Below are 22954 nucleotides of genomic sequence, written 5' to 3'. Positions count from 1 at the left end.
CTTAATTGTTGTTATTCGAGTTAGAAACCCAAGCAGGCTGCTGTTTATTTAAAAAGGCACTCAGACCTTCTTTTGCTTCACTGCCTTGACGAACTTGAGCAATATGATGTGCTGTCTGTTGCAGCAAGTTATTGCTCATGGTCTGGTTGCTCACCATTTGAATCAGATGTTTTGATGCCGCTTGAGCATGCGGACCACCAAGTAATAATGCATCAATAATTTCTTGAACTTTTTTATCTAAGTCTTCTGCATCTGCCACTTCGTGTGCCAAACCAATGTGTTTGGCTTCACGTGCTGAAATTCGCTCGGCAGTTAAGAAGTAACGAGAGGCTTGTCTTGCGCCAATCGCACGAATCACGTAGGGACTAATGGTAGATGGAGCAAGCCCCAAACGAACCTCAGAGGTTGCAAACTTGGCATCTGTGCTAGCAATGCAAATATCACATGCCGATGCCAAACCCATACCACCACCAAAGGCAATGCCATGCACACGCGCAATAGTCGGTTGTTTAAGCGTTGCAAGCGCATCTAACATTTGGGCAAGCTTTAGAGCATCTGCTTCATTTTCTGCTGAAGATGCTTGACCTGCCTGTTTCATCCAGTTGAGGTCGGCACCTGCTGAAAAGCTTTTGCCGCGACCCGCTAGAACTACTACACGAATATCATCACGTGTATTGATTTGCTTAAAACAGGTATGCAATTCTTCAATGACGGTTGTATTAAAAGCATTGTGTAGTTCAGGGCGGTTCAGCCAAACATAGGCAACCTGACCTTGTTGTTCGAGTTGTAAAAATTGATAGCTCATATACACCTCTTACATGCGGAACACGCCAAATTTGGTTGGCTGGATTGGAGCATTCATAGCAGCAGCAAGACTTAAACCAAGTACCTGACGAGTTTGAGCTGGGTCGATTACGCCGTCATCCCAAAGACGAGCAGAAGCATAGTACGGATGGCCTTGACGCTCATATTGCTCACGGATTGGTTGTTTAAATTCGTCTTCTTCTTGCGCTGACCACTCGGCACCTTTTTGCTCAATCTGGTCACGTTTTAAAGTCGAAAGTACGCTTGCAGCTTGTTCGCCGCCCATCACTGAAATACGAGAGTTCGGCCAAGTCCATAAAAAGCGTGGTGAATAAGCACGGCCGCACATACCGTAGTTACCTGCACCAAACGAACCACCAATAATCAGGGTCAGTTTTGGTACATTTGCGGTTGCAACTGCCATAACCAATTTTGCGCCATTTTTTGCAATCCCTTCATTTTCATACTGGCGACCAACCATAAAGCCCGTAATGTTTTGTAGGAATAGCAATGGAATATTGCGCTGTGTGCATAGCTCAATAAAGTGCGCACCTTTTTGTGCAGACTCTGAAAATAAAATCCCGTTATTGGCAATAATCCCGACTGGCATACCATAAAGTGAAGCAAAACCCGTAATCAGGGTTGAACCAAAACGTGCTTTGAACTCATCAAAACGAGATCCGTCTACAATACGGGCAATCACTTCACGAACATCGAAAGGTTTACGCGCATCGTTTGGAACCACGCCATAGAGTTCAGATGCATCAAATAGTGGTTCATCAACTTGTTTATTTAAGTCGTTTGGTTTTTTATTTAAGTTCGCAACAATGTTACGTGCAATCGCAATTGCATGTTCATCATTTTCAGCTAAATGGTCAGCGACACCTGAAAGACGTGTGTGTACATCACCACCGCCTAAGTCTTCACTGCTCACCACTTCGCCAGTTGCGGCTTTTACCAGAGGAGGGCCACCTAAGAAAATCGTACCTTGATTACGTACAATAATGGTTTCATCAGACATGGCAGGTACATAAGCACCACCAGCGGTACAGCTACCCATTACTACAGCAATTTGAGCAATCCCTAGGCTCGACATACGTGCCTGATTATAGAAAATACGCCCGAAGTGATCGCGGTCTGGGAAAACCTCATCCTGCATTGGTAAATAGGCACCGCCTGAATCTACTAAATAAATACAAGGCAGGTGATTTTGTTCGGCAATTTCTTGTGCGCGTAAATGTTTTTTAACCGTAAGTGGGTAGTACGTACCGCCTTTAACCGTTGCATCGTTGGCAACGATCATGCAAGTGATGCCGTTGACTTGACCAATACCAGCAATTACACCCGCAGCAGGAACATCATCTTGATAAACGTTGTAGGCTGCCAATTGACCAATTTCTAAAAATGCCGTGCCGACATCAATCAGTTGATCAATACGTTCACGGGGTAAAAGTTTACCTCGAGCCAAATGTTTTTGACGGGCATTTTCACCGCCGCCTAAAGCAATACGCTGGGCAACTTGTTTTAGATCTGTGACCAATGTTTGCATGGCTTGCTGGTTTGTTTTGAAGTCTTCACTTCTAACATTAATCTTGCTTTGTAATTGGTTCATAAGATGCGTCCTTATTTATAATTATTATTTGGTTTCATTGAAGAGTTCGCGGCCAATTAACATGCGGCGAATTTCAGAAGTTCCGGCACCAATTTCATAAAGTTTTGCATCACGCCATAAACGGCCAGCAGGGAATTCATTGATATAACCGTTGCCACCTAAAGTTTGAATGGCTTCACCCGCCATCCATGTTGCTTTTTCAGCAGCATATAAAATGGCACTTGCGGCATCTTTACGTAGACTGCGGTCATGGTCAGCTTTATCACATGCAGCACCAACAGCATAAACGAGGGCTTTACATGCCAACCAAGTTGAATACATATCGGCAAGTTTGCCTTGCATAAGCTGGAATTCACCTAAAGCCTGACCAAACTGTTCACGTTGGTGTAAGTATGGAATGACTACATCTAAGCAGGCATCCATAATGCCTAAAGGCCCAGCACTCAAAACTGCACGTTCATAGTCCAAACCACTCATCAGTACTTTTGTGCCGTTACCGACACCACCGAGTACGTTTTCAGCAGGGACTTCTACATTGTCAAAGAACAGTGGGTAAGTGTTAGAACCGCGCATACCGAGTTTGTCTAAATGGTTGCCGTGACTAAAGCCTTTCATGCCTTTTTCAATTAAGAAAGCGGTCATGCCTTTTGCACCAGCTTGTGGGTCAGTTTTGGCATAAACTACGAGTACATCTGCATCACCACCGTTGGTGATCCACATTTTTGAACCGTTTAAAACGAAGTGATCGCCTTTTTGCTCAGCACGTAATTTCATGCTGACCACATCAGAACCTGCATTTGGTTCAGACATCGCAAGGGCACCCACATATTCACCAGAAATCAGTTTTGGTAAATACTTTTGTTTTTGCTGCTCGTTACCGTTACGGTTAATTTGGTTTACACATAAATTAGAATGAGCACCGTAAGACAAACCAATGGCTGCCGAAGCACGAGAAATTTCTTGCATAGCAATAATATGAGCTAAATAACCCATATTGGCACCGCCATATTCTTCAGAAACCGTCATGCCTAAAAGGCCCATATCTCCGAACTTTTTCCAGAGGTGTGCAGGGAATTTATTGTCTTGATCAACTTGTTGGGCAATAGGTGCAATTTCCTTTGCACAAAATGCCGCTACTGAATCTTGAAGTGCAATTAAAGTTTCATCTAGACCGAAATTCAAGCTGCGTAGGTTCATGGTATTTTCATCCTATTGGTTATATTTGTTGTCCATAAAATATTTTGTGGGTATTTGATAAGTAACATACAATGATTTTTTGAAAAAGTGAATACTGATTCATAAAATGATTTACAATTCATTTTATTTGTTAGAGAATAAATTATGAGCTATAAACGATCATCTTTAATGCAAGAGCGGATGGAGCAAAATCGAAAGTCGATTTTGAATTCAGCCAGAAAAATAATTTCAGAGGGAGGGTTTAAAGACGCGCAAATACAAACAATTGCAGAGCAAGCGGGCGTATCAAGTGGTCTGGTTTATCGCTACTTCGATAATAAAAGCCAAGTGTTGATTGAGGTTTTGTCTGATGCCATTAATACAGAACTCTTGGTGATTGATTCGATTACCGAAAGTGGCTTATCGGCAAAGCAGAAATTACACAAAGCGGTGGCAACCTTTGTAAAACGGGCACTCAATAGTCCTCAGCTTGCATATTCACTCATGTTTGAACCCGTCGATTCAACGGTTGAACATGAGCGTTTTCGTGTGAAGCAATTGATTAAACAAAGTATTAAAAAAATACTGGCAGATGGAAATGCAAGTGGTGAGTTTGTCTTGGATGACTTAAACACAGCAGCACTTTGTGTAGTTGGTGCCATGACCTATGTAGTGGTTGAACCCCTAGACCCAGCTCAAAATACAAAGTTTGATCATGAGCATAAAGACTATTTTTCAAAACAGATTGCTGACTTTTGTGTAGATGCTGTGCAGAAGAAATAGGGCATATAAAGGTTAAAACAACACAAAATAAGTCGTTTGGAAAAATAGTTGCAGTAACAACAATTAGATCAGGTATGAAGAGAATTAAAAGAATCAAGGAGAATGATTCAATGCAACAAGAACGGTTAAGCTACGCCTCGGGACCAAGTACACAGCCCTTATTGGGTATGACCATTGGTGAACAATTTGATCAGGCCTGTCGGCAATATGCAGAAAAGGAAGCAATCGTTAGTTTTCATCAAAACAGACGATTAACCTATAAAGCTTTACAGGATGAAGTCAATGCTTTTGCTTGTAGCCTGTTAAAGTTGGGCTTGAAAAAAGGAGATCGGTTAGCCATCTGGTCGCCTAATTGCGTGGAATGGACGGTTACACAATTCGCAGCTTTTAAAGCAGGGATTATTTTAGTCAATCTAAATACAGCTTATAAAAGCCATGAACTTGAATATGTATTGAATAAAGTCTCATGCAAAGGATTGATTATTGCTTCACAGTTCAAAACGACTGATTACCAAGAATTACTCACAAAAATTGCCCCTGAGTTAACTAACAGTTCCGATAAAGTGCTTAGTTCGGCGCAACTGCCACATTTAAAATTTGTCATTAAAATCGATGACCAACAACATACGGGTATTTATCGCTTTAGTGATTTAGTCACTACACCAACGTCTGAACAGCTAGAACAATTAAAACAATTAGCGAAGCAACTTCAGTTTGATGAAACCATTAATATTCAGTTTACCTCAGGTACAACCGGTAACCCTAAAGGGACCATGTTGACCCATCATAATATTTTAAATAATGGTTATTTTGTCGGTGAAGGGATTCGTTTAACCCCTCAAGATCGCGTTTGTATTTCTGTACCGTTGTTTCATTGTTTTGGTATGGTCATGGGCAATTTAGCCTGTATTACCCATGGGGCAACCATGGTTTATCCATCGGCTGTATTTAATCCTTTAGAAACTTTAAAAGCGATTCATCAAGAACGTTGTACGGCAGCTTATGGTGTACCAACCATGTTTATTGCCACTTTAGAACATGAACAGTTTAATGAGTTTGACTTATCGAGTTTAAGAACGGGCATTATGGCAGGCAGTCCTTGCCCACGTGAAATTATGCAGCGGGTTATAGACCGTATGCATATGTCCGAAATCACCATTTGTTATGGTATGACTGAAACCTCGCCAGTCAGTGTACAAAGTTCGGTAAACGATTCAATTGATAAACGAGTAAGCACAGTTGGGCATGTTCATCCGCATGTTGAAATTAAAATTGTCGATTTAGAAGGGCGGATTGTTCCGCAAGGCACGTTAGGTGAGCTATGTGTTCGTGGTTATTCTGTGATGGCGGGTTATTGGGGCGAAGAAGAAAAGACCCGAGAAGTCATTGATTCGGCTGGCTGGATGCACACGGGTGACATTGCCGAAATGGATCAAGACGGTTTTATTAAAATTAAAGGCCGTATTAAAGATGTCGTGATCCGTGGTGGGGAAAATCTCTTTCCAAAAGAAATTGAAGACTTCTTATATACCCATCCAGATGTAAGTGATGTACAGGTCATTGGCTTACCAGATGCTAGATATGGTGAAGAACTCTGTGCTTGTATTATTTTGCATGAACATCATCAAATTGATGAAGACAGCATTCGCCAATTCTGCAAAGAGCACATTTCTCATAATAAAGTGCCGCGTTATGTCCGATTCTTTAATGAGTTTCCAATGACTGCTTCAGGCAAAGCTCAAAAGTTTAAATTGCAGGAAATTATGCGTGCCGAGCTTAATTTAACGGGAAATGTCTTTGATTAAAAAGGTCTAAAGCTCCGTTAAAATGCGGCAAATTATAAATTGGAAGCAATATAAAAAGGGATAAAACAAAATGGCAAAAGACTTTACTAGCCTAAAGGTAGTCGAAGGATATGACGCGCATATTCGTAAATTAATTCCGGGTTATGAAGTCATCCATCTACAGGTGGATGCCATTTTGCAATCGGTACTACCACCAAATGCTCATATCTTAATTGTGGGCTGTGGTACAGGGTATGAACTCGAATATTTACTTAAAAGACATCCTGACTGGAAATTTACAGCAGTTGATCCTTCTTTAACCATGCTGCAAAAAGCCCAAAAACAGGTTGAACTTTTAGATAAATCTTCACAAGTCACCTTCATACATGGTGATACTTCAGCACTGCCTGTTGAACCTTGTTTCGATGCTGCACTTTCTATTCTTGTGGCGCATTTCGTTGCCGATGAGATAAAGCCCACATTCTTTAAAGACATTTATGAATGCTTAAAAGAGAAAGCAGTTTTGCTTACTTATGACCTCATGACTTGTATAAACCCAAAGCAGCTTCAAGCTTTACGTTATCTATGCTTGGCACAAGGTTTAACCGAACAACAATGTCAAAAAATGTTAGAGCGTATGGCACAAGACTTTTTTAGCCTGACATCTGAGGGATATATAAAACTTTTGGAAAAAACTGGCTTTGAAAGTGTAGAACCTTATACGCAAATTTTGACTTATCAGGGGTTTATTGCAAAAAAATAATACGATTGGGGGATATAAATCAGGACTTAAAACCGAATATTCTCAATGTGGATGAGAATATAAAAATGAAAAATTAAAAGCCTTGTGCTGCTTTAGGGAGGTTTGGTCTAAAAAATATGAGGGAACTTCTTTCTTGTGAAAGAAAGGCAAATTTTCAAGGATCTATTTCAGATAGATGCATAACAAAAAAGGATGTCGAGATCTTTAAGTCGGTTTAAAGGTCTAAAGGAAAATTTCATGATGAAAGTTTTAAATACAACGATTTACAAAAGTGCTTTGGCGGTTTCTGTGTCTTTGCTTATGTCTTCTGCCTTTGCAGAACAAGTAAACCCTGAGTTAGAACAACTTCGCCAAGAAGTAAACGAACTACGGGCAATGCTACAAACCAATATACAAACTCAAAAATCTTTAACACAGGCAAGCGTAGAGCAGACAACTCCTGTAGTCACTCAAGCACCACAATCTATACAGCAAGTATTAACTAAGTCTGGTACAGAATTTAACTTATATGGATATATACGAGCAGATGCTTCTTATCAAATTAAGGGTGCATCTACCATGTATAACAATATTAGCGGGGTTCCACTTGAACACACGCCAGAGGAAACTGCCCAGAAAGACCAATTGCACAGTACAGTCTATGTTACGCGTTTCGGGTTGAATTTTAAAACACCAACAACTGCTGGTGATGTGGGCGGAAAATTGGAAATGGACTTCTTTGGGGCCGCCACTCGTGATCAGTTTCGTATACGCCATGCTTATCTAACTTTTGATAAATGGCTTATTGGTCAAACATGGTCGACATTTATTGCACCTGAATATTATCCAGAAACGATTGATGCAGGTACATTTGTAGGTAGTGCTTTACTTAGATCGCCAATGGTTCGCTATAGCGATAATTTAACGGCAAATACAAGTTTTGTAGTATCGGTTGAAGACCCGAAATATACAGCGGCCACAGACCCAGATAATAAAATGCGCTTACCTGCTTTAGTCGGACGTTTAAATCATAAATTTGCCAATGGTTCGATGCTTTCAGGCCGTAGTTTTGTTGCTGAAAAAAGAACGAATAATGATAGTGAATGGGCTTGGGGTGTAGGCCTAGGCGGTAAATACCAAATGACCCCAGATACTTTACTTAAAGCCGATTATTACCATGTTAAGGGGGATGGACGTTTCTTGTTATGGAGCAACAGTGGCTATGCAATAGATGATCAAAACAACATGCATAGCAATGAATTTGATACGGTATCTTTGGGCATAACTCATCAATTTACACCGAAAATTCGCTCGACTTTAGCTTATGGCTATATGAAAGCCAAAGATGATAACCGTTTTGCCGAATTACAACATAATAGTACCACTCAAAATAAAGAGCTTTGGCAGGGCTGGGTAAATACCATGTATAACCCATACAAACCCATTACTTTAGGTGTTGAATATGTATATGGTGAACGAGAAACTTTCGATGGCCGAAACGGCATTGATAACCGCTTTAACATGATAGCAAGTTATGATTTCTAAATAGATACTCCCATCAGGTGAAATGCTCACCTGATGGGCTAATCATTAATTGTGAATTATTTGATTTAAATTTACCAATTCTGCCATGTGTTGATTTCCACGATCATTGGGGTGTAGATGATCTCCAGAATCATAAACTGGATTTAAGCGATTAGGGTGCTTAGGATCTTTTAAGCCTTGATCAAGGTCAAGTACACCATCAAAGGTATGACTGGTTCTCATCCATTGGTTGATGCGCTCACGTAATTGATCTTTATTGGGTTGATAGTAATTATCTAAAGGGGTGTTCGGTAAAGCACCTGCAAACGGAAGTAAGGTAGCTCCAATGACCTGAATACCGTGTTGATGAGCTTCATTCACAACACGTTGATAACCTTGGGTTAAGGCTTCAAAAGAAGGTGTTTGTTGTTTAGGAGCGAAAGCCGTGCCGGGCCATGAAATATCATTAATACCAATCAAAACAATTAAAGTTTTAACACCTGAATATTGAAACACCTCACTGTTTAGACGTTTTATAACACTATCGCCCATACCTTCGGTAAGTAGGCGATTTCCTGAAATTCCGCTATTAATCACAGCCACATGGTGTGCTGATAAACGTTTAGCTAAAAAGTCGGTCCACCTACTATTAGCATCTAAAGTCGCGGTTGCACCATCGGTAATCGAGTCTCCAATGACTGCAACCACATGTGCTTTCTGTTTTGGTTTTACTTCTATAGCCGACAATAATAATCGCGCCGTTGTGGTTTTGGCATCGGTTGGCGTATTTAAAGTTGTTGTCTGGTTGCCACTAATGAGCCAACTGGTTTGTTTTGCATCCCAATGAAAAGTTTTAAATGTTGTAGGCTTTTGAATAAAGCTATTGACCACCAATTGAGTATGGTCAGGGACAGCTAACTCGATTGGGTCACTCACCAGTTGTTTGCCTGGTAAAATTTTTGCTTTAAGCTGACCAGAAAAATAAACAGGATAGGCGCTCTTAGATTTCAGGCTTACTGCGTTTGCTAAACCAATCGTTGTTTTATCAATATAAAGCGGCTGTTCGCCATATTGATTGGTAAAAACAAGTCGGATAGCTTCACCACCTAAGCTAATTTGGCTCACCTGTCTAATTGTCTGATTAGATATTTGCTCTGGAATGAATGTTGGAAAAACGAAGTCTTTATTCCAGACTTTTTGGGGGCTAGCAGACCAAGTCGTTACCCATTGGTTATTTGGTACTTCTGCTCGTGTAAAGCTTGTAAATAAAACAAAAGAAAATAGAGTGGCTTGATAAAGTTTCATCTCATGAACTCTTTAAAACGAATTAAAGTTATCTTGAAATAAATTGATGGCTTGTTATAGCGGGCTAAGCGGAATAAGATTTGTGAATACAATTCATAAATAAATTTTGTTATGTCTTATTTTGATATAAATCGATCGGGTGAGTTGGCAATTTTTATTCGGGTGGTTGAGCTTGGAAACTTCTCGGCAGTCGCTCGAGCGTGTGACATGACGCCGTCCGCGGTAAGTAAATTAATTTCACGTTTAGAAAAAAGACTTGGAGTTAGATTACTGAATCGTTCAACACGTCAGTTTCAGCTTACCAGTGAGGGATGCCAGTTTTATGAGCAAGGTCTTCAAATATTGAATGATCTAGATGAGCTTGAGCAATCCGTTACTTCAAATCACATCCCGCAAGGGCGAATTAGAATACATACTAGCTTTTCCTATTGGACTTACTTTTTATTGCCTTGTATTACTTTATTTAATGAGCGCTATCCTCAAATTGAACTTGAAGCTCACTTAAGTGATGAAGTTATTAATTTGGTTGAGCAAAGAATTGATGTCGCTATTCGAACCGGCCCTTTAAAAAGTTCAAATTTGGTGGCTCGTTCATTAGGTAGTACAACAAAGCACTATGTGTGTTCATCTGAATATATTGCTCGATATGGCTGCCCCCAACATCCGCATGAACTACAGCAGCATCAGCTTTTAGATGTAAGTTATCAACGTCAGAATAAAACTTGGCTATTTAAAAAAGCAGATCAGGAAATTAACTTAACACCCTCTAGAGTTTTAAAAGTAAACCAAGGTGAAGCGATCTTACAGTTAGCATTGACAGGTGCAGGAATTGCACAGCTCAATGAATTTCAGATTCAAAGAGCAGTTCAACAAAAACAACTCGTCAAAATTCTTGAAGACTGGAATATCAATGTATCTGAAGAATTTCATGCAGTCTGGATTGGCCATGATAAATATGTCCCTCGTCGTGTACGGGCATTTTTAGACTTTTTGGTGGAGCATGCCACCATAAATTCATTATTGTCTGGCGCTTAATTGGCACTGTTGAATTGTCGTATTCATCGTTTCCACAAAATTCATTTTCGCATCTATGTTTTGTAAGCTTACTTTTGGTAAGCTTTCTACAAATTGTGGTGAATAGTGCTGTTCTAAAGAGTTGTAGATACAATTACACTCTGACAGATGATGTCCCGACCAAACGCATCGTGTATTAAATTCATTTTTACTCATTGGTCGACACCCCATTAAATTTAAAAAAATTATTGTAAGAATGCTCACCAAAACAAAACGATAGAGATAAAACATTATTGTTACTCTTCAAAAGTTGTTGTTATCGTTCAGTGATATAGATAGGTACTCTAATCTTTATGCGCTTTTTGAATAGATAAAACTTCTGACCCCAATTTGCCTAAGTGGGCAAATACGCAAATGGATTAAATGGACAATTGATTAAGTGCTATAGACACTATTTCTTTTTAAAAGATGATCGAGCAGATCTCTAAAAAAAGAGGGAATAAATAAAAGATGTCGAATAGAGATTGAATCAGTAAAAAAGCATAAAGAATATAAAGTAATCGTCATGAGTGACTCCTTGATTAAAAGAAGTTACGCCCACTCATTGCTAATCATTATGGTGGTGAAACGAAAGAGGGTTAGCAGACTGATACCTAAGAAACCAGCACACCCGAAGGTGTCCCACTCCCGTTCCTCCATCAAAGGCACGAGGGGCTACACACCAAAAAACTTGTTTTTAGTGCTCTTAGGTAGACGGTCTGCTAAAACCGACTGACAAAATTTGTCAGCGCGAGCATCATAAGCTGAGCATTAGGGTGGGTCAATTGCAAAAATAAAAGATTGGTTTATATAACTTGTTATAAATATTTCACTGTTTTTATTTAGAAAATAGGAAAATTAAAAAATATTATATCGATATAATTAATTTTTATTTTAGTAGTGGTATTGCTTTTTAATCTTATATATCAATTATTTATTAATTGTTTATTTGTAGAGTATTTAAATGCCACTAATTAGCTACGTTGAATGATTAAACTTTTTAGTAATTCTATTTTTATATAATGAATCTGCTCATTTAAACATCGCATGCCAAAAAATAACTAAAATATCAATTGCAAGAAATATAATTTTATTAATCAAAATTTTAGGTTTTTACAAAAGCTTGCATAATCTACAAAAGTTAAGAGAACCACTGCGGTAGGCCAACACAAGTTAATGTTATTCATAAACCTACATTTTAATATTTATAAAGGTGATTTAAATGGTAAGAATCTTTTGTGCAGTAAGTATGGTATTGGCAATTGCTATGGGTATGAGTGCATGCCAAGACCGAAATTCAAAACATGATGGAATGCATGAAGCAAGTGATCCGACCACATCACATGATATGAATAAAAACTCATAAAAATTAGTTTTTATGAAAAGAGCTCACTATTTAAGTGGGCTTTTTTTATCGCTATTTTATCTAAAAAATAGAATTAATAAACAACGTAATATTTTAAAATATAATATTAATCAGTGAGTTGAGAGTTTATGTAATTTGAAAATTTTAGTGTTATCGAATTGTTGCAAATCTAATGGGGCGTTTCAAAAAATTAATAAAACAAGCACAATAGTTTACTTATATTCATCCAGAATTCACTTTAGGAATAACAAAATATAAAAGGTAAGGACATGCCCCAATATTTAAAAATAGCTGAGAAAATATATCAAAATGTTAAAGAAAAAAAAGGGTTTACCGATGAACCAATGGAAGATCTTAACAACTTGATGATCGAACTCAGAGGTGAGATTAAGGGGACAAATCTAAAGCTTTTATATAATTATATTGATTTCGCTGAGCTGCTCATTAAACCTTTACAAGAGTCTAAAATTAAATTGGATTTAAGTCTTATTCCTAAAAGTAAGAATTCTCAGGAATTTATACTTTGGCTTGCTGGTTTTATTGAACGAATTACCACAGGTGGGCAAGAGAAGTTGCTGCCTATTAGAACTAAAATTACTTTACCCGCCTACGCTTATGAGGAAACTTATTCTTCGCCGAAAAAAAATGTGAATAATGGTGAGGAAATAATTGAGTATTTTAAAAAAAATCAAAATTAATTTTTAGTAAGGATCTGACCTGATAATTTGAGTCAGACTTTTGTTTTAACAAGAGCAATCATTACTATTGATATTCAGGAAAGTTGCATGTGTTTGTGTATTTTATAGATAAAACATGTATTAATAATTCTGAATTTAATATACATCTCTATTTTTAAATAAACATAATTTTAGAATAATAAAAAGCCTATTTCCCAGGGCCAATAGGAAATAGGCTCATAACTTTGGACCCTTCAGGATATTACATATCGTCCCAAGCATCCTTAATAGCTTGTTTAGCATGTTCCCATTTTAGACGAGACTCGGCTTTTAGGTGTTCCCATTTTTGCTGCAAGCTATCTTCCATATCTTCAAACAGAGTTCCTTCTTTAGATTCAGAACGAGCTCGATGACCAAGTTCATAAGCGGCAGAAAAATCACGATCATAATCTAGATCTGGGGTAGTTAATTGCGCTTCTTGATAATAAGGTCGAGTCAGATAGCTTTCACGCCAGCGAGAATCAGAATAGTTATGATCGCCAGCTACTAATTGAGCATGATCTGTATTTTGATCTGTCATCAGAATTCCCTCATATTTTATTGAATTTTATGCTTATATTGGATTTAGGAAGGTGACTGCACCTTCCTAAATAAATGACCGCTTCAAATAACAACTACAAACGATTAACGTTGTTGGTTGTTATTTGAGTTTTGTTGGCCAGAATCTTTTTGGTTAGAGCCTTGTTGTTGGCCGCGATTGTCATTTTGTTGCTGCTGCTGATTGTTTTGCTGCTGTTGATTGTTACGAGAGTCATTTTGCTGTTGTTGCTGCTGCGGATTATTACGTTGATTTGATTGATTATTAGTAGTGCTCATTTTAATTACCTCATATCAATTATGATGATGTGTTTTATCTGAGAACTTCAGATAGGTTTATTAAAACATGCTTATTTTAAATTTGAAGCGTAGGGGTGTTACCCTATATTTAACTGTAAACTTAAAATAAATAAACTTTAAATAACTTATTGATTTTATAATGTACGCAAATTTTCATTTTAAACATTATTAATATGAATGTTTAAGAAATTACATTTAGGTACAGAAGCGGTAAGAAAAATAATGAATATGTCTAAATGTATATTTGTTAATTTTTATGTAGATTAACAAATGCTTCATCAGAAATAATGATTTTTATATCTTGAGTAATGTAATAGAGAAGTTTTCGGAGTTTTAAAAAAGCTGGCCCCTTTAAAACACGCCTAAAATTATAAAAGTTATTTTTGTAATTTATTGAATAAAAAAATGTTCCGACGGGTTTTTCTTCAGTTTCAGACCCTCCTTTTTTTAAGAGGCCAGTACATGCCACATAGAGGTCAGCATGTAAAAGTTTTTTTCCTTTATTAATCATTTCTATAGTGACTTCCATTGATTCTGCAGTATATTTTTCAATAAGTTCCTTGGAAATATGTAAGGTCTTTTCCTTTACACTCAGGTCATAACTTACCAGACTACCTATAAGGATATCTCCAGAATGGGGGCTTAAGGAGAAACGGTAAGCAAGATAGCCAGCAGATGCACTTTCAAAAAATGCAATTTTAATTTTTTCCTTGGCTAATAATTTGCAGCATGTATTAAACATTTTTAATTCCTTTTTCAATTGTTTTTAAAATGTTATAAAACCATTTAATCGGTTGTTTTGTTAATTTTTTAATAGTTATAATTTTTATAGATATCAAATGTAAAGATAGATTAATTTTTGCAAATTTTATATAAAAACAGCGATTTAAGTTATTCTAAAAGTTTAAATGTAATTTTGCGTTAATTTGTATCTAATTGAATTTTTTTGATTTATTGTTTTGGTGTTCTTTTTTTATAACGTACGATAACAAACTTAAAATTTGATTATAGTCTATGTGACGTATGGTAATTGATATCTCACAAACGGAGAATGAAAATGCCTGTTGTAGTGAAAGAACGATTATTAGACTTATTACAAGATAATCAACAAAATTATTATGAACTGTTTGTTTTTTTTCTTGATCCGGATGTTTCGAGTTTTGAAAAAGAAGAAAAGGCAAGAGACTTTTTAACTAAAGAAATTGAGAAAATAGATATGAAGGAAGTTAATTTTCCTTCAGATATTAATTCCATTAAAGCATGGTTTGATAATGATAATAAAAAAAATTGTGAGGAATTTCAGTCTTATTTAAATCGTAGACAGGCAGGGCATGACAGAGAATATTTTAATAATGTTGCTCAGGCATTTGAATTTCTTATTAAGGTTTCTCCAACTAAGAAAGTAGATGGAGCGTGGTTGTATAGCTCTGTACACTATTGGAATGATCCTATGTTCCATGAGTTGATCATTACCTATTTGGAAGAGCTTGGATTAGGTGAACCAAAAGCCAATCATGTCTGCATTTATGATGATCTTTTACGAAGTTTAGGCCTCGATAGTTTCGATCTACTTCTAGAAGACGAATATTATTATCAAGCAGTGGTGCAACTTGCATTGGGTTATGCACCGCCTGAATTTATCCCTGAAATTGTTGGTTTTAATTTAGGATATGAACAGCTGCCGCTGCATCTTCTGATTTCTAATTATGAGCTTGCTGAATTAGGAATCGATTCTAAATACTTTAACCTGCACATTACCATTGATAACATTGACAATGGCCATGCGCATAAAGCCATTAAAGTTATTGAAGATATTTACAATAAATACAGAGACAAAGAGCAGTTTCTCACTAAGTTAAAACGTGGATTTGCTCTTAATGATTGTGGCGTCTCGTCTTCACACATTATCAATAATTTAAACCTTGATGACTTTGTTCTTAAGATTCTTAAAAGAAAAGCTTTGGTTGGTCAGTTGATTCATAACGAAACCAGACAATTTGGATGCAAAACGATTAATCAATGGTTATCAAACCCAGAAGACGTTAAAGGCTTGGTTACACATCTCATTAATCACAAGTGGATTAAATTTAATACCGACCCTGAACAAAGTGTGTTCTGGCGGATGATTAATGAAGAAAATGGAAAAATGTTTGGGGTATTTAACCCTCTAGAGCGTCAAATTATTCATGACTGGATTGCTGGTAGTGATCATTCTTCTAACTTCTTGGCATACAGCAGAGAACTAAAGAATAGCCAGCGTATTCAAGATTATCTCTTTAGCTATATCTCTGATGGTGAGTTGGATGCACTCCAAGAGCGCGTACAGCAATCACATGATCTTGCAATAAAAATATGCAAACTTACCCCGTTTCTTGCCCCTGATTCTCACCATAAAAGTATTGGTCTTTGGAGTACTCGTAAATACGTAGAACTTCTTTTTCCTTATTTAGGTACGTTTAAAAACTAGTTTGATAAACGTTTTTTATTTCAACCCCAAGTTTAACTTTCAAAACACAGGTAATGGACATGAACGACAAAACTAAATTAACTAATAAAACAAGCGAAATGGCTGGTGCTGATGCAGCAAATAAAGCCAATACTACCCAGAAAACTGAACAGTTAGACACAGTGAGAGATGATGCAACTAATGAAGCATTAACTACAAACCAAGGTGTTAAAATCGCGGATAACCAAAATAGCTTAAGAGCAGGAATTCGTGGCTCGACTTTATTGGAAGATTTTATCTTAAGAGAAAAAATCACGCACTTTGACCATGAACGTATTCCTGAACGTATCGTACATGCGCGTGGTGTAGGGGCTCATGGTTATTTTCAGGCTTATGAAGGAAATGAACGTTTAACTAAAGCTGGGTTCTTAACCGACCCAAGCATTCAGACCCCAATTTTTGTACGTTTTTCAACAGTGCAAGGGCCTCGTGGTTCGGCAGATACTGTTCGTGATATTCGCGGTTTTGCGATTAAATTTTATACCCAAGAAGGCAACTTCGATTTGGTCGGTAATAATGCACCTGTCTTTTTTGTACAAGACGGGATTAAATTTCCTGACTTTGTACATGCTGTAAAACCTGAGCCAGACACAGAAATGCCAACAGGAGCTACAGCACACGATACTTTCTGGGACTTTGTTTCTTTAGTCCCTGAGTCAGCTCATGCAGTAATTTGGGCAATGTCAGACCGTGCTATTCCACGTAATTTACGTTCAATTCAAGGCTTTGGGGTTCATACTTTCCGTCTTATTAATGCCGAAGGTAAATCTCATTTTGTAAAATTTCACTGGACACCAAAACAAGGTTTAAGTGCTTTAGTATGGGATGAAGCGCAAAAACTCGCAGGTAAAGACCCAGATTTCCATCGCCGTGATCTTTATGAAGCAATTGAACAAGGTTTTTATCCAGAATGGGAACTTGGTGTACAAATTGTCGAAGAAGAAGATGAAATGAACTTTGACTTCGACCTACTTGACCCAACAAAAATTATTCCTGAAGAGTTAGTCCCTGTTACACCAATTGGCCGATTTGTTTTGAACCGAAATGTAGATAACTTCTTTGCTGAAACAGAGCAGGTGGCTTTCTGTCCGGGGCATGTAGTACCGGGTATCGATTTTACAAACGACCCACTGTTACAAGCGCGATTATTTTCATATACAGATACACAGTTAAGCCGTTTAGGTGGGCCAAACTTCCACCAAATACCGATTAATAAACCTGTATGCCCATTCCATAATAATCAACGTGATGGTATTCATCAGCATACGATTCATAAAGGGCAGGCTTCATATCAACCAAATTCGATTGATGGAAACTGGCCAGTAGAAACACCGCCAGCGGCATCTAATGGTGGTTTTGAAAGTTATCCTGAAAAAATTAGCGGACACAAACTTCGTCAAAGAAGTGAGACATTCTCTGATTATTTCTCACAACCTCGACTCTATTACAAAAGCCTTGCACCCCATGAACAAAAGCATGTAGTCGATGCTTATACTTTTGAATTAAGTAAAGTTCAAAGAAAACATATTCGTGAGCGTCAGGTACAAGAAATTTTGGCAAATATCGATCTAGACTTGGCGCGTCAAGTGGGAGCGAACCTAGGAATTGAAGTGCCTGATTTAACGCTTGATTATAAAAAAACCGCAGTTGAAAAATCAGCTAAATTATCTTTCTTGGCTTTCCCACCTGAAGATATTCAAGGTAGAAAGGTTGCAGTGCTTATTCATAATTTTGTGAAGTCAGATACACTTGAAGCCATTAAAAATTGGGCAATTAAAGAAGGTGCTGTTGTCCATTTACTTGCACCGAGTTTGGCTCCCGTAAAAGATCATAAAGATAATATTATTGTGGCTGATGGCATGCAAATGGCCGAACCTTCAATTGCTTATGATGCAGTAATTGTTCCAGATGGAGATAATTTAAAGGCAGTAATGCAAGATGGGGTAGCTCGCCATTATGTATTAGAAGCTTATAAGCACTTAAAACCAATTGTGTTTTTAGGCAATAAATCTGATTTGCTTGAACCACTCGGTTTAGTCGCCGATGAAGGGACTCTCATAGAAGATGAGTTCCAGCATGTTGCAGAAAAATTTAAAAACTTGATTAAAGCTCATCGTGTTTGGTCACGAGAACAAATAGCTGTACATGTTCCAGCTTAAGTGACTTAAATAAAAGCCCTGAAAGTTAATGCTTTCAGGGCTTTTTTAATATGATCGAGTTAATTAACCATTTACGATTTGACCACCGTTAACATGAATAACCTGACCTGTAATATAGCTTGCATCGTCTGAGGCAAGGAACAGATATGCAGGAGCAACTTCACTTGGCTGACCCATTCTCCCAATAGGAGTATCTTTACCAAACTTTTCGACAGTTTCTGCATCGAAACTACTTGGAATGAGAGGAGTCCAGATTGGTCCTGGGGCCACACCATTTACCCGAATCCCTTTTTTCTGTTTCATTAAATTATTTGATAAGCTACGTGTAAAAGAAGTAATTGCGCCTTTAGTACTTGCATAATCAATTAGCTCATCATGACCTTGATAGCTGGTAATACTGGTGGTGTTAATAATAGTATCGCCTTCTTCCATATATGGAATTGCTTCTTTTGTTAAATAAAACAATGCAAAAATATTTGTTTTAAATGTCTTTTCTAATTGTTCATTACTAATACTTTCAATTTCTTTTTGTTGATATTGAACTCCAGCATTATTCACTAAGATATTAATTTTACCAAAATGCTGTAATACCTTATCAATGCCTTGTTTTGCAAGATCTGGATCGGAAATATCACCCTTGAGTAAAAGACAGTGTTGTCCTTCTTTTTCTACAAGCTGTTTGGTGATTTCGGCATCTTGTTCTTCTTCAAGATAAAGTATGGCAATATCGGCACCTTCACGGGCAAATAATACGGCAACGGAACGGCCTATACCGCTATCACCACCACTAATGACGGCAACTTTACCTTTTAGTTTTTCACTGCCTTTATGTGATGCTTTGATAATTTCCGGTTCAGGATACATTTTTTCCTGATCACCTGGTTGGTGAGATTGAACTTGTGCAGGAGCTTCTGATGGATATTGGTTTGTCGTATTTTCCATGTCTAGACTACCTCTATTTAAATTTCAGTCCCTCTATAGTGATTAATCTGCACGTGAATATGAGTAAATAGTCTTTTTGAAAAAGTTGTCTTTGTTATTTTATATATAAGGATGTAAAAAAATATAACGTTTAAAATTGTTAAATAATATCTAATAATTTAACTTTATTTTTATCAATCATACTTTCAATAATTGATCGATTACCTGTATCATTTAGCCAATTTTCTATAGGTATATAAGCTGATAAATCTAAAATTTCTTTTATTACTGTTTCTGCTTCTACTATAGATGTTAATTCAGATTTATTTTTAGCTACTAGATTATTCAATAGCTCTTTTATGTCTTCTTTTTCAATATTTTTTGATTTAATAATATGTAAATCTCTTTGAAATGGGTGGCTAGCATGAGGTGGATCTAATCTATAGCTCCATTCTTGGTTGAAATCTTGCCAAGAGCTTTTAATCTGAATATTACTAAGTAAAATTTCAGGAACTGAAATATGAATGTATTGTAGTGTTGATTGTAAATGATTTAATTGCATAATTAATTCCTTTTAAATTATATAAATTAATTTTAAATGGTGATTTTTATCACTCAAGCAAATTTTTTTTAAAAGTGTAATGTTTTATGTTATTGTTTTTAAGTAATTTTAATTATATTTTGATTTGTTTGTTCAATAGCTGAGATGTTTCTGCTTTTTATTGATTTGTACATTGTGAAAGATTATGTTATTTAAGAATAATTTTTAACTGTATTTGTAAAAATATATTAGTGTGTTGGTTTGAGTAATAATAGGTATGTGGAATATTTAAAAAGTAAAAATAAAAATAAATTATAAATATTTTAATTAATAAAATCTTTGTTAAATAATGATCTTAGGTTTTTGTATGCGCATTATTTTATATACATTTAAAAAGCTTGATACATAGCATAGTTGGGAAAATATTTTAAATCTCTTATCTTAAATTTATCCGTTAAATAGAAGCGGTAGCGACTATAATTTTAATATAGGAAGATATAACTATGGCTAATGCTAGATATGAAGATCAAGATAACAATAGTTCAGGTACTTCAAATCGTGGATTTGCGAGTATGGATCCTGAAAGAGTTAGAGAAATAGCCAGTAAAGGTGGGCGTGCTGCACATGCAAGTGGCAATGCACATGAATTTACTTCAGAAGAAGCACGTGAAGCTGGACGAGCTGCACATGCAAGTGGTAATGCACATGAATTTACCTCGGAAGAGGCTCGTGAAGCTGGTGCGTTAAGTCATAAGAACGATGAGCGTAATGGTCGTGGTCGCAGCCGTTATGATGACGACGAAGATGATGATCGCGGTGGCCGTACAAATGGTCGAGGCCGTGGCCGTAGTCGTGATGATGACGATGAAGATGACGATCGTGGCCGTACAAGTGGTCGAGGCCGAGGTCGCAGCCGTCATGATGACGATGATGAAGATGATGATCGCGGTCGCACAAGTGGTCGAGGACGCGGTCGCAGCCGTCATGATGATGACGATGAAGATGATGACCGTGGTCGTACAAGTGGTCGAGGACGCGGTCGCAGCCGTCATGACGACGACGATGAAGATGATGATCGCGGTCGTACAAGTGGTCGAGGCCGTGGTCGTAGCCGTCGTGATGATGACGATGAAGATGATCGCGGTCGTACAAGTGGCCGAGGCCGCGGTCGCAGCCGTCATGACGACGACGATGAAGATGAGGATCGTGGTCGTACAAGTGGTCGAGGCCGCGGTCGCAGCCGTCATGACGACGACGATGAAGATGAGGATCGTGGTCGTACAAGTGGTCGAGGCCGCGGTCGCAGTCGTCATGATGACGACGAAGATGATGATCGCGGTCGTACAAGTGGTCGAGGCCGCGGTCGCAGCCGTCGTGATGACGACGATGAAGATGATGATCGTGGTCGTACAAGTGGTCGAGGCCGCGGTCGTCATGATGACGACGATGAAGATGATGATCGTGGTCGCACAAGTGGCCGAGGACGTGGTCGTAGCCGTCGTGATGATGACGATGAAGATGATGATCGCGGTCGTACAAGTGGTCGAGGCCGCGGTCGCAGCCGTCGTGATGACGACGATGAAGATGATGATCGTGGTCGCACAAGTGGTCGAGGCCGCGGTCGCAGCCGTCATGATGACGACGATGAAGATGATCGTGGTCGTACAAGTGGTCGAGGCCGCGGTCGCAGCCGTCATGATGACGACGAAGATGATGATCGTGGTGGCCGTTCAAGTGGTCGAGGCCGCGGTCGCAGCCGTCATGATGACGACGAAGATGATGATCGTGGTGGCCGTTCAAGTGGTCGAGGACGCGGTCGCAGCCGTGAAGACGATGATGATTATGATGGCCGCGGTCAAAACTCTCGTAATCAAAAACGTGATGCCTACGGACGTTTTACGTCTTAAGCAGAATGTTTTAAAAACAAAGGAGGCTTTTGCTTCCTTTGTTTTTAGTTTATTTACTGTATTTACTGAGGGAGAGGTTGTAGGCCTTTTACAATATCAAGGTATTCAGACCCGTTTAACCAAAAAGATTTCTTTAAAAATAGCGTCGTCATAATACTTTCTGCTGCTTCGCTATCTGGATTTTCACAAAATATTCCATAGCTTTCGCCTAGCACGGCATTATTTTCAATAAGACGAATATAGTAGGCATGTTGTTCATTTGCATAACCTAAAACAGCATCACGTTGATTTCTCATTTCGCATGTCTCCATACCAAAAAACTGAATTTAACCAAATGTTAAGTGTCCAGAATTTCATTTGATAAAAAATCAAAAACAGTCAGTGATAAGGACTATTTCGCAATAGGTTTTGATTTTCTTCAAATTGCCATTTTGATTAAAACATCCCTGTTAAAAGCAAAATGGATTAAAATCTGATCATGAAATTTATTGTTATGCAAAAAAAATATTTCGTCAACTTGAAAATGTAACTTTTTCAAGTTACATTGTTTGTGTAGGACTTGAACGGTGAAATGGAGAGGATATGTCAAAGAAAAAAGACTTCGAGCATGGTGGTGCGCGAGAAAATGCCGGACGTAAAGCACAGTTCAATGAACCCACAAAAGTCATTCGTGTTCCCGAATCTCAAGTCAACTTTATCAAAAATTGGTTACTGAATAATGTCAAAACCGATAATCAGACAGACTTCAGCTCCAAACTTAAAGTTCAGCAAGTCCATCCGAACAACGACAAAATTTACCATATTCCTTTAGCAACAGAACGTGTTGCGGCAGGTTTTCCTTCGCCAGCACAAGATGATATTGAGCAAGCACTCGATTTAAATGAATATTTAATTAGAAATGAAAATGCCACGTTTATTGTCAAAGCCAATTCATTGTCCATGCTAGACGCTGGAATTGATATTGATGATCCACTTATTGTAGATCGTAGTATTTCCGCTAAATCGGGGGATATTGTAATCGCACTCATCGACAATGATTTTACTGTTAAGCGCTTAATGATAGATAGTCAATTTCAGCCTCCTAAAATCTGGTTAAAAGCAGAAAATCCTGATTATCAAAATATTTATATTGAAGAAGGCCAAGAACTGGTGATTTGGGGAGTAGTGACTTATAACCTCAAACGTATGAGATAAATT

Annotated in this window: 22 protein-coding genes; 11 read left to right on the top strand and 11 right to left on the bottom strand. The window is 37.8% G+C overall.

The window, feature by feature from the left end; all coding sequences use genetic code 11:
* Position 1: 1 nt before the first annotated feature.
* The 3 genes from ABLB96_RS13635 to ABLB96_RS13625 are packed head-to-tail and all read right to left on the bottom strand — an operon-like array spanning position 2 to position 3613.
* Positions 2-805, bottom strand: coding sequence for an enoyl-CoA hydratase/isomerase family protein (locus tag ABLB96_RS13635; protein ID WP_348898378.1), 804 nt, complete (start codon positions 803-805; stop codon positions 2-4).
* A 9-nt stretch (positions 806-814) separates the two neighbouring features.
* A complete protein-coding gene (locus ABLB96_RS13630) occupies positions 815-2416 on the bottom strand; it encodes a carboxyl transferase domain-containing protein (protein ID WP_348898377.1) in 1602 nt (533 codons plus the stop codon).
* A 24-nt stretch (positions 2417-2440) separates the two neighbouring features.
* The gene (locus ABLB96_RS13625) at positions 2441-3613 is read right to left on the bottom strand and encodes an isovaleryl-CoA dehydrogenase (protein WP_002114559.1); all 1173 of its coding nucleotides are present in this window, start codon (positions 3611-3613) and stop codon (positions 2441-2443) included.
* A 144-nt stretch (positions 3614-3757) separates the two neighbouring features.
* On the opposite strand from ABLB96_RS13625, the gene ABLB96_RS13620 reads away from it, so the two are divergent.
* The 4 genes from ABLB96_RS13620 to ABLB96_RS13605 all read left to right on the top strand — a co-directional run bounded on the left by ABLB96_RS13620 (position 3758) and on the right by ABLB96_RS13605 (position 8446).
* The gene (locus ABLB96_RS13620) at positions 3758-4375 is read left to right on the top strand and encodes a TetR/AcrR family transcriptional regulator (protein ID WP_348898376.1); all 618 of its coding nucleotides are present in this window, start codon (positions 3758-3760) and stop codon (positions 4373-4375) included.
* A 110-nt stretch (positions 4376-4485) separates the two neighbouring features.
* The gene (locus tag ABLB96_RS13615; RefSeq protein WP_348898375.1) at positions 4486-6180 is read left to right on the top strand and encodes an AMP-binding protein; all 1695 of its coding nucleotides are present in this window, start codon (positions 4486-4488) and stop codon (positions 6178-6180) included.
* A gap of 70 nt (positions 6181-6250) precedes the next feature.
* Positions 6251-6922 carry a class I SAM-dependent methyltransferase gene (locus tag ABLB96_RS13610; protein WP_348898374.1) on the top strand — a complete coding sequence of 224 codons (672 nt, stop codon included), beginning with the start codon at positions 6251-6253 and terminating at the stop codon, positions 6920-6922.
* A 240-nt stretch (positions 6923-7162) separates the two neighbouring features.
* Complete coding sequence (locus ABLB96_RS13605; RefSeq protein WP_348898382.1) at positions 7163-8446, top strand: DcaP family trimeric outer membrane transporter; 1284 nt, start codon at positions 7163-7165, stop codon at positions 8444-8446.
* A gap of 45 nt (positions 8447-8491) precedes the next feature.
* Here the strand turns inward: ABLB96_RS13605 and ABLB96_RS13600 are convergent, their stop codons facing one another.
* Positions 8492-9730 carry an SGNH/GDSL hydrolase family protein gene (locus ABLB96_RS13600; protein ID WP_348898373.1) on the bottom strand — a complete coding sequence of 413 codons (1239 nt, stop codon included), beginning with the start codon at positions 9728-9730 and terminating at the stop codon, positions 8492-8494.
* A gap of 111 nt (positions 9731-9841) precedes the next feature.
* Between ABLB96_RS13600 and ABLB96_RS13595 the strand changes: the two genes are divergently transcribed.
* Positions 9842-10765 carry a LysR family transcriptional regulator gene (locus ABLB96_RS13595; RefSeq protein WP_348898372.1) on the top strand — a complete coding sequence of 308 codons (924 nt, stop codon included), beginning with the start codon at positions 9842-9844 and terminating at the stop codon, positions 10763-10765.
* Here ABLB96_RS13595 and ABLB96_RS13590 read toward each other — a convergent pair.
* Positions 10748-11035 (bottom strand): hypothetical protein, encoded by a 288-nt coding sequence (locus ABLB96_RS13590; protein WP_348898371.1) that lies wholly within the window; start codon positions 11033-11035, stop codon positions 10748-10750. The genes ABLB96_RS13595 and ABLB96_RS13590 overlap by 18 nt on opposite strands.
* A 970-nt stretch (positions 11036-12005) precedes the next feature.
* Between ABLB96_RS13590 and ABLB96_RS13585 the strand changes: the two genes are divergently transcribed.
* The gene (locus ABLB96_RS13585; protein ID WP_348898370.1) at positions 12006-12149 is read left to right on the top strand and encodes a hypothetical protein; all 144 of its coding nucleotides are present in this window, start codon (positions 12006-12008) and stop codon (positions 12147-12149) included.
* Positions 12150-12418: 269 nt separating this feature from the next.
* Positions 12419-12847 (top strand): hypothetical protein, encoded by a 429-nt coding sequence (locus ABLB96_RS13580; RefSeq protein WP_348898369.1) that lies wholly within the window; start codon positions 12419-12421, stop codon positions 12845-12847.
* Positions 12848-13088: 241 nt separating this feature from the next.
* Here ABLB96_RS13580 and surA1 read toward each other — a convergent pair whose 3' ends face one another.
* The 3 genes from surA1 to ABLB96_RS13565 form a co-directional block, all read right to left on the bottom strand.
* Positions 13089-13406: a surface antigen protein 1 gene (gene surA1, locus ABLB96_RS13575; protein ID WP_348898368.1), complete on the bottom strand. Its 318-nt coding sequence runs from the start codon at positions 13404-13406 to the stop codon at positions 13089-13091.
* A gap of 104 nt (positions 13407-13510) precedes the next feature.
* Positions 13511-13702 carry a hypothetical protein gene (locus tag ABLB96_RS13570; RefSeq protein WP_348898367.1) on the bottom strand — a complete coding sequence of 64 codons (192 nt, stop codon included), beginning with the start codon at positions 13700-13702 and terminating at the stop codon, positions 13511-13513.
* 268 nt (positions 13703-13970) lie between these two features.
* A complete protein-coding gene (locus ABLB96_RS13565) occupies positions 13971-14465 on the bottom strand; it encodes a CinA family protein (protein WP_348898366.1) in 495 nt (164 codons plus the stop codon).
* 315 nt (positions 14466-14780) lie between these two features.
* On the opposite strand from ABLB96_RS13565, the gene ABLB96_RS13560 reads away from it, so the two are divergent.
* Together ABLB96_RS13560 and katE are read left to right on the top strand one after the other, a co-directional pair.
* The gene (locus ABLB96_RS13560) at positions 14781-16190 is read left to right on the top strand and encodes an iron-containing redox enzyme family protein (protein ID WP_348898365.1); all 1410 of its coding nucleotides are present in this window, start codon (positions 14781-14783) and stop codon (positions 16188-16190) included.
* Positions 16191-16243: 53 nt separating this feature from the next.
* Positions 16244-18388, top strand: coding sequence for a catalase HPII (gene katE, locus ABLB96_RS13555; RefSeq protein WP_348898364.1), 2145 nt, complete (start codon positions 16244-16246; stop codon positions 18386-18388).
* Between the two features lie 63 nt (positions 18389-18451).
* On the opposite strand, the gene ABLB96_RS13550 is transcribed toward katE, so the two are convergent.
* Both ABLB96_RS13550 and ABLB96_RS13545 read right to left on the bottom strand, forming a co-directional pair.
* The gene (locus ABLB96_RS13550) at positions 18452-19330 is read right to left on the bottom strand and encodes an SDR family oxidoreductase (RefSeq protein ID WP_348898363.1); all 879 of its coding nucleotides are present in this window, start codon (positions 19328-19330) and stop codon (positions 18452-18454) included.
* 139 nt (positions 19331-19469) lie between these two features.
* Positions 19470-19874: a DUF6367 family protein gene (locus tag ABLB96_RS13545; RefSeq protein WP_348898381.1), complete on the bottom strand. Its 405-nt coding sequence runs from the start codon at positions 19872-19874 to the stop codon at positions 19470-19472.
* Between the two features lie 479 nt (positions 19875-20353).
* Here ABLB96_RS13545 and ABLB96_RS13540 point away from each other — a divergent pair, with 479 nt between their 5' ends.
* Positions 20354-21757 (top strand): KGG domain-containing protein, encoded by a 1404-nt coding sequence (locus tag ABLB96_RS13540; RefSeq protein ID WP_348897070.1) that lies wholly within the window; start codon positions 20354-20356, stop codon positions 21755-21757.
* Between the two features lie 62 nt (positions 21758-21819).
* On the opposite strand, the gene ABLB96_RS13535 is transcribed toward ABLB96_RS13540, so the two are convergent.
* Positions 21820-22053 carry a hypothetical protein gene (locus ABLB96_RS13535; RefSeq protein WP_348897069.1) on the bottom strand — a complete coding sequence of 78 codons (234 nt, stop codon included), beginning with the start codon at positions 22051-22053 and terminating at the stop codon, positions 21820-21822.
* 286 nt (positions 22054-22339) lie between these two features.
* Here ABLB96_RS13535 and ABLB96_RS13530 point away from each other — a divergent pair, with 286 nt between their 5' ends.
* Positions 22340-22951 (top strand): translesion error-prone DNA polymerase V autoproteolytic subunit, encoded by a 612-nt coding sequence (locus ABLB96_RS13530; protein WP_348897068.1) that lies wholly within the window; start codon positions 22340-22342, stop codon positions 22949-22951.
* Positions 22952-22954: the final 3 nt, after the last annotated feature.

The organism is Acinetobacter sp. XH1741 (assembly GCF_041021895.1).
Taxonomy (GTDB): domain Bacteria; phylum Pseudomonadota; class Gammaproteobacteria; order Pseudomonadales; family Moraxellaceae; genus Acinetobacter.
The sequence above is the reverse complement of the archived record's forward strand: the minus strand, read 5'-3'. Positions and strand labels throughout refer to the sequence as shown.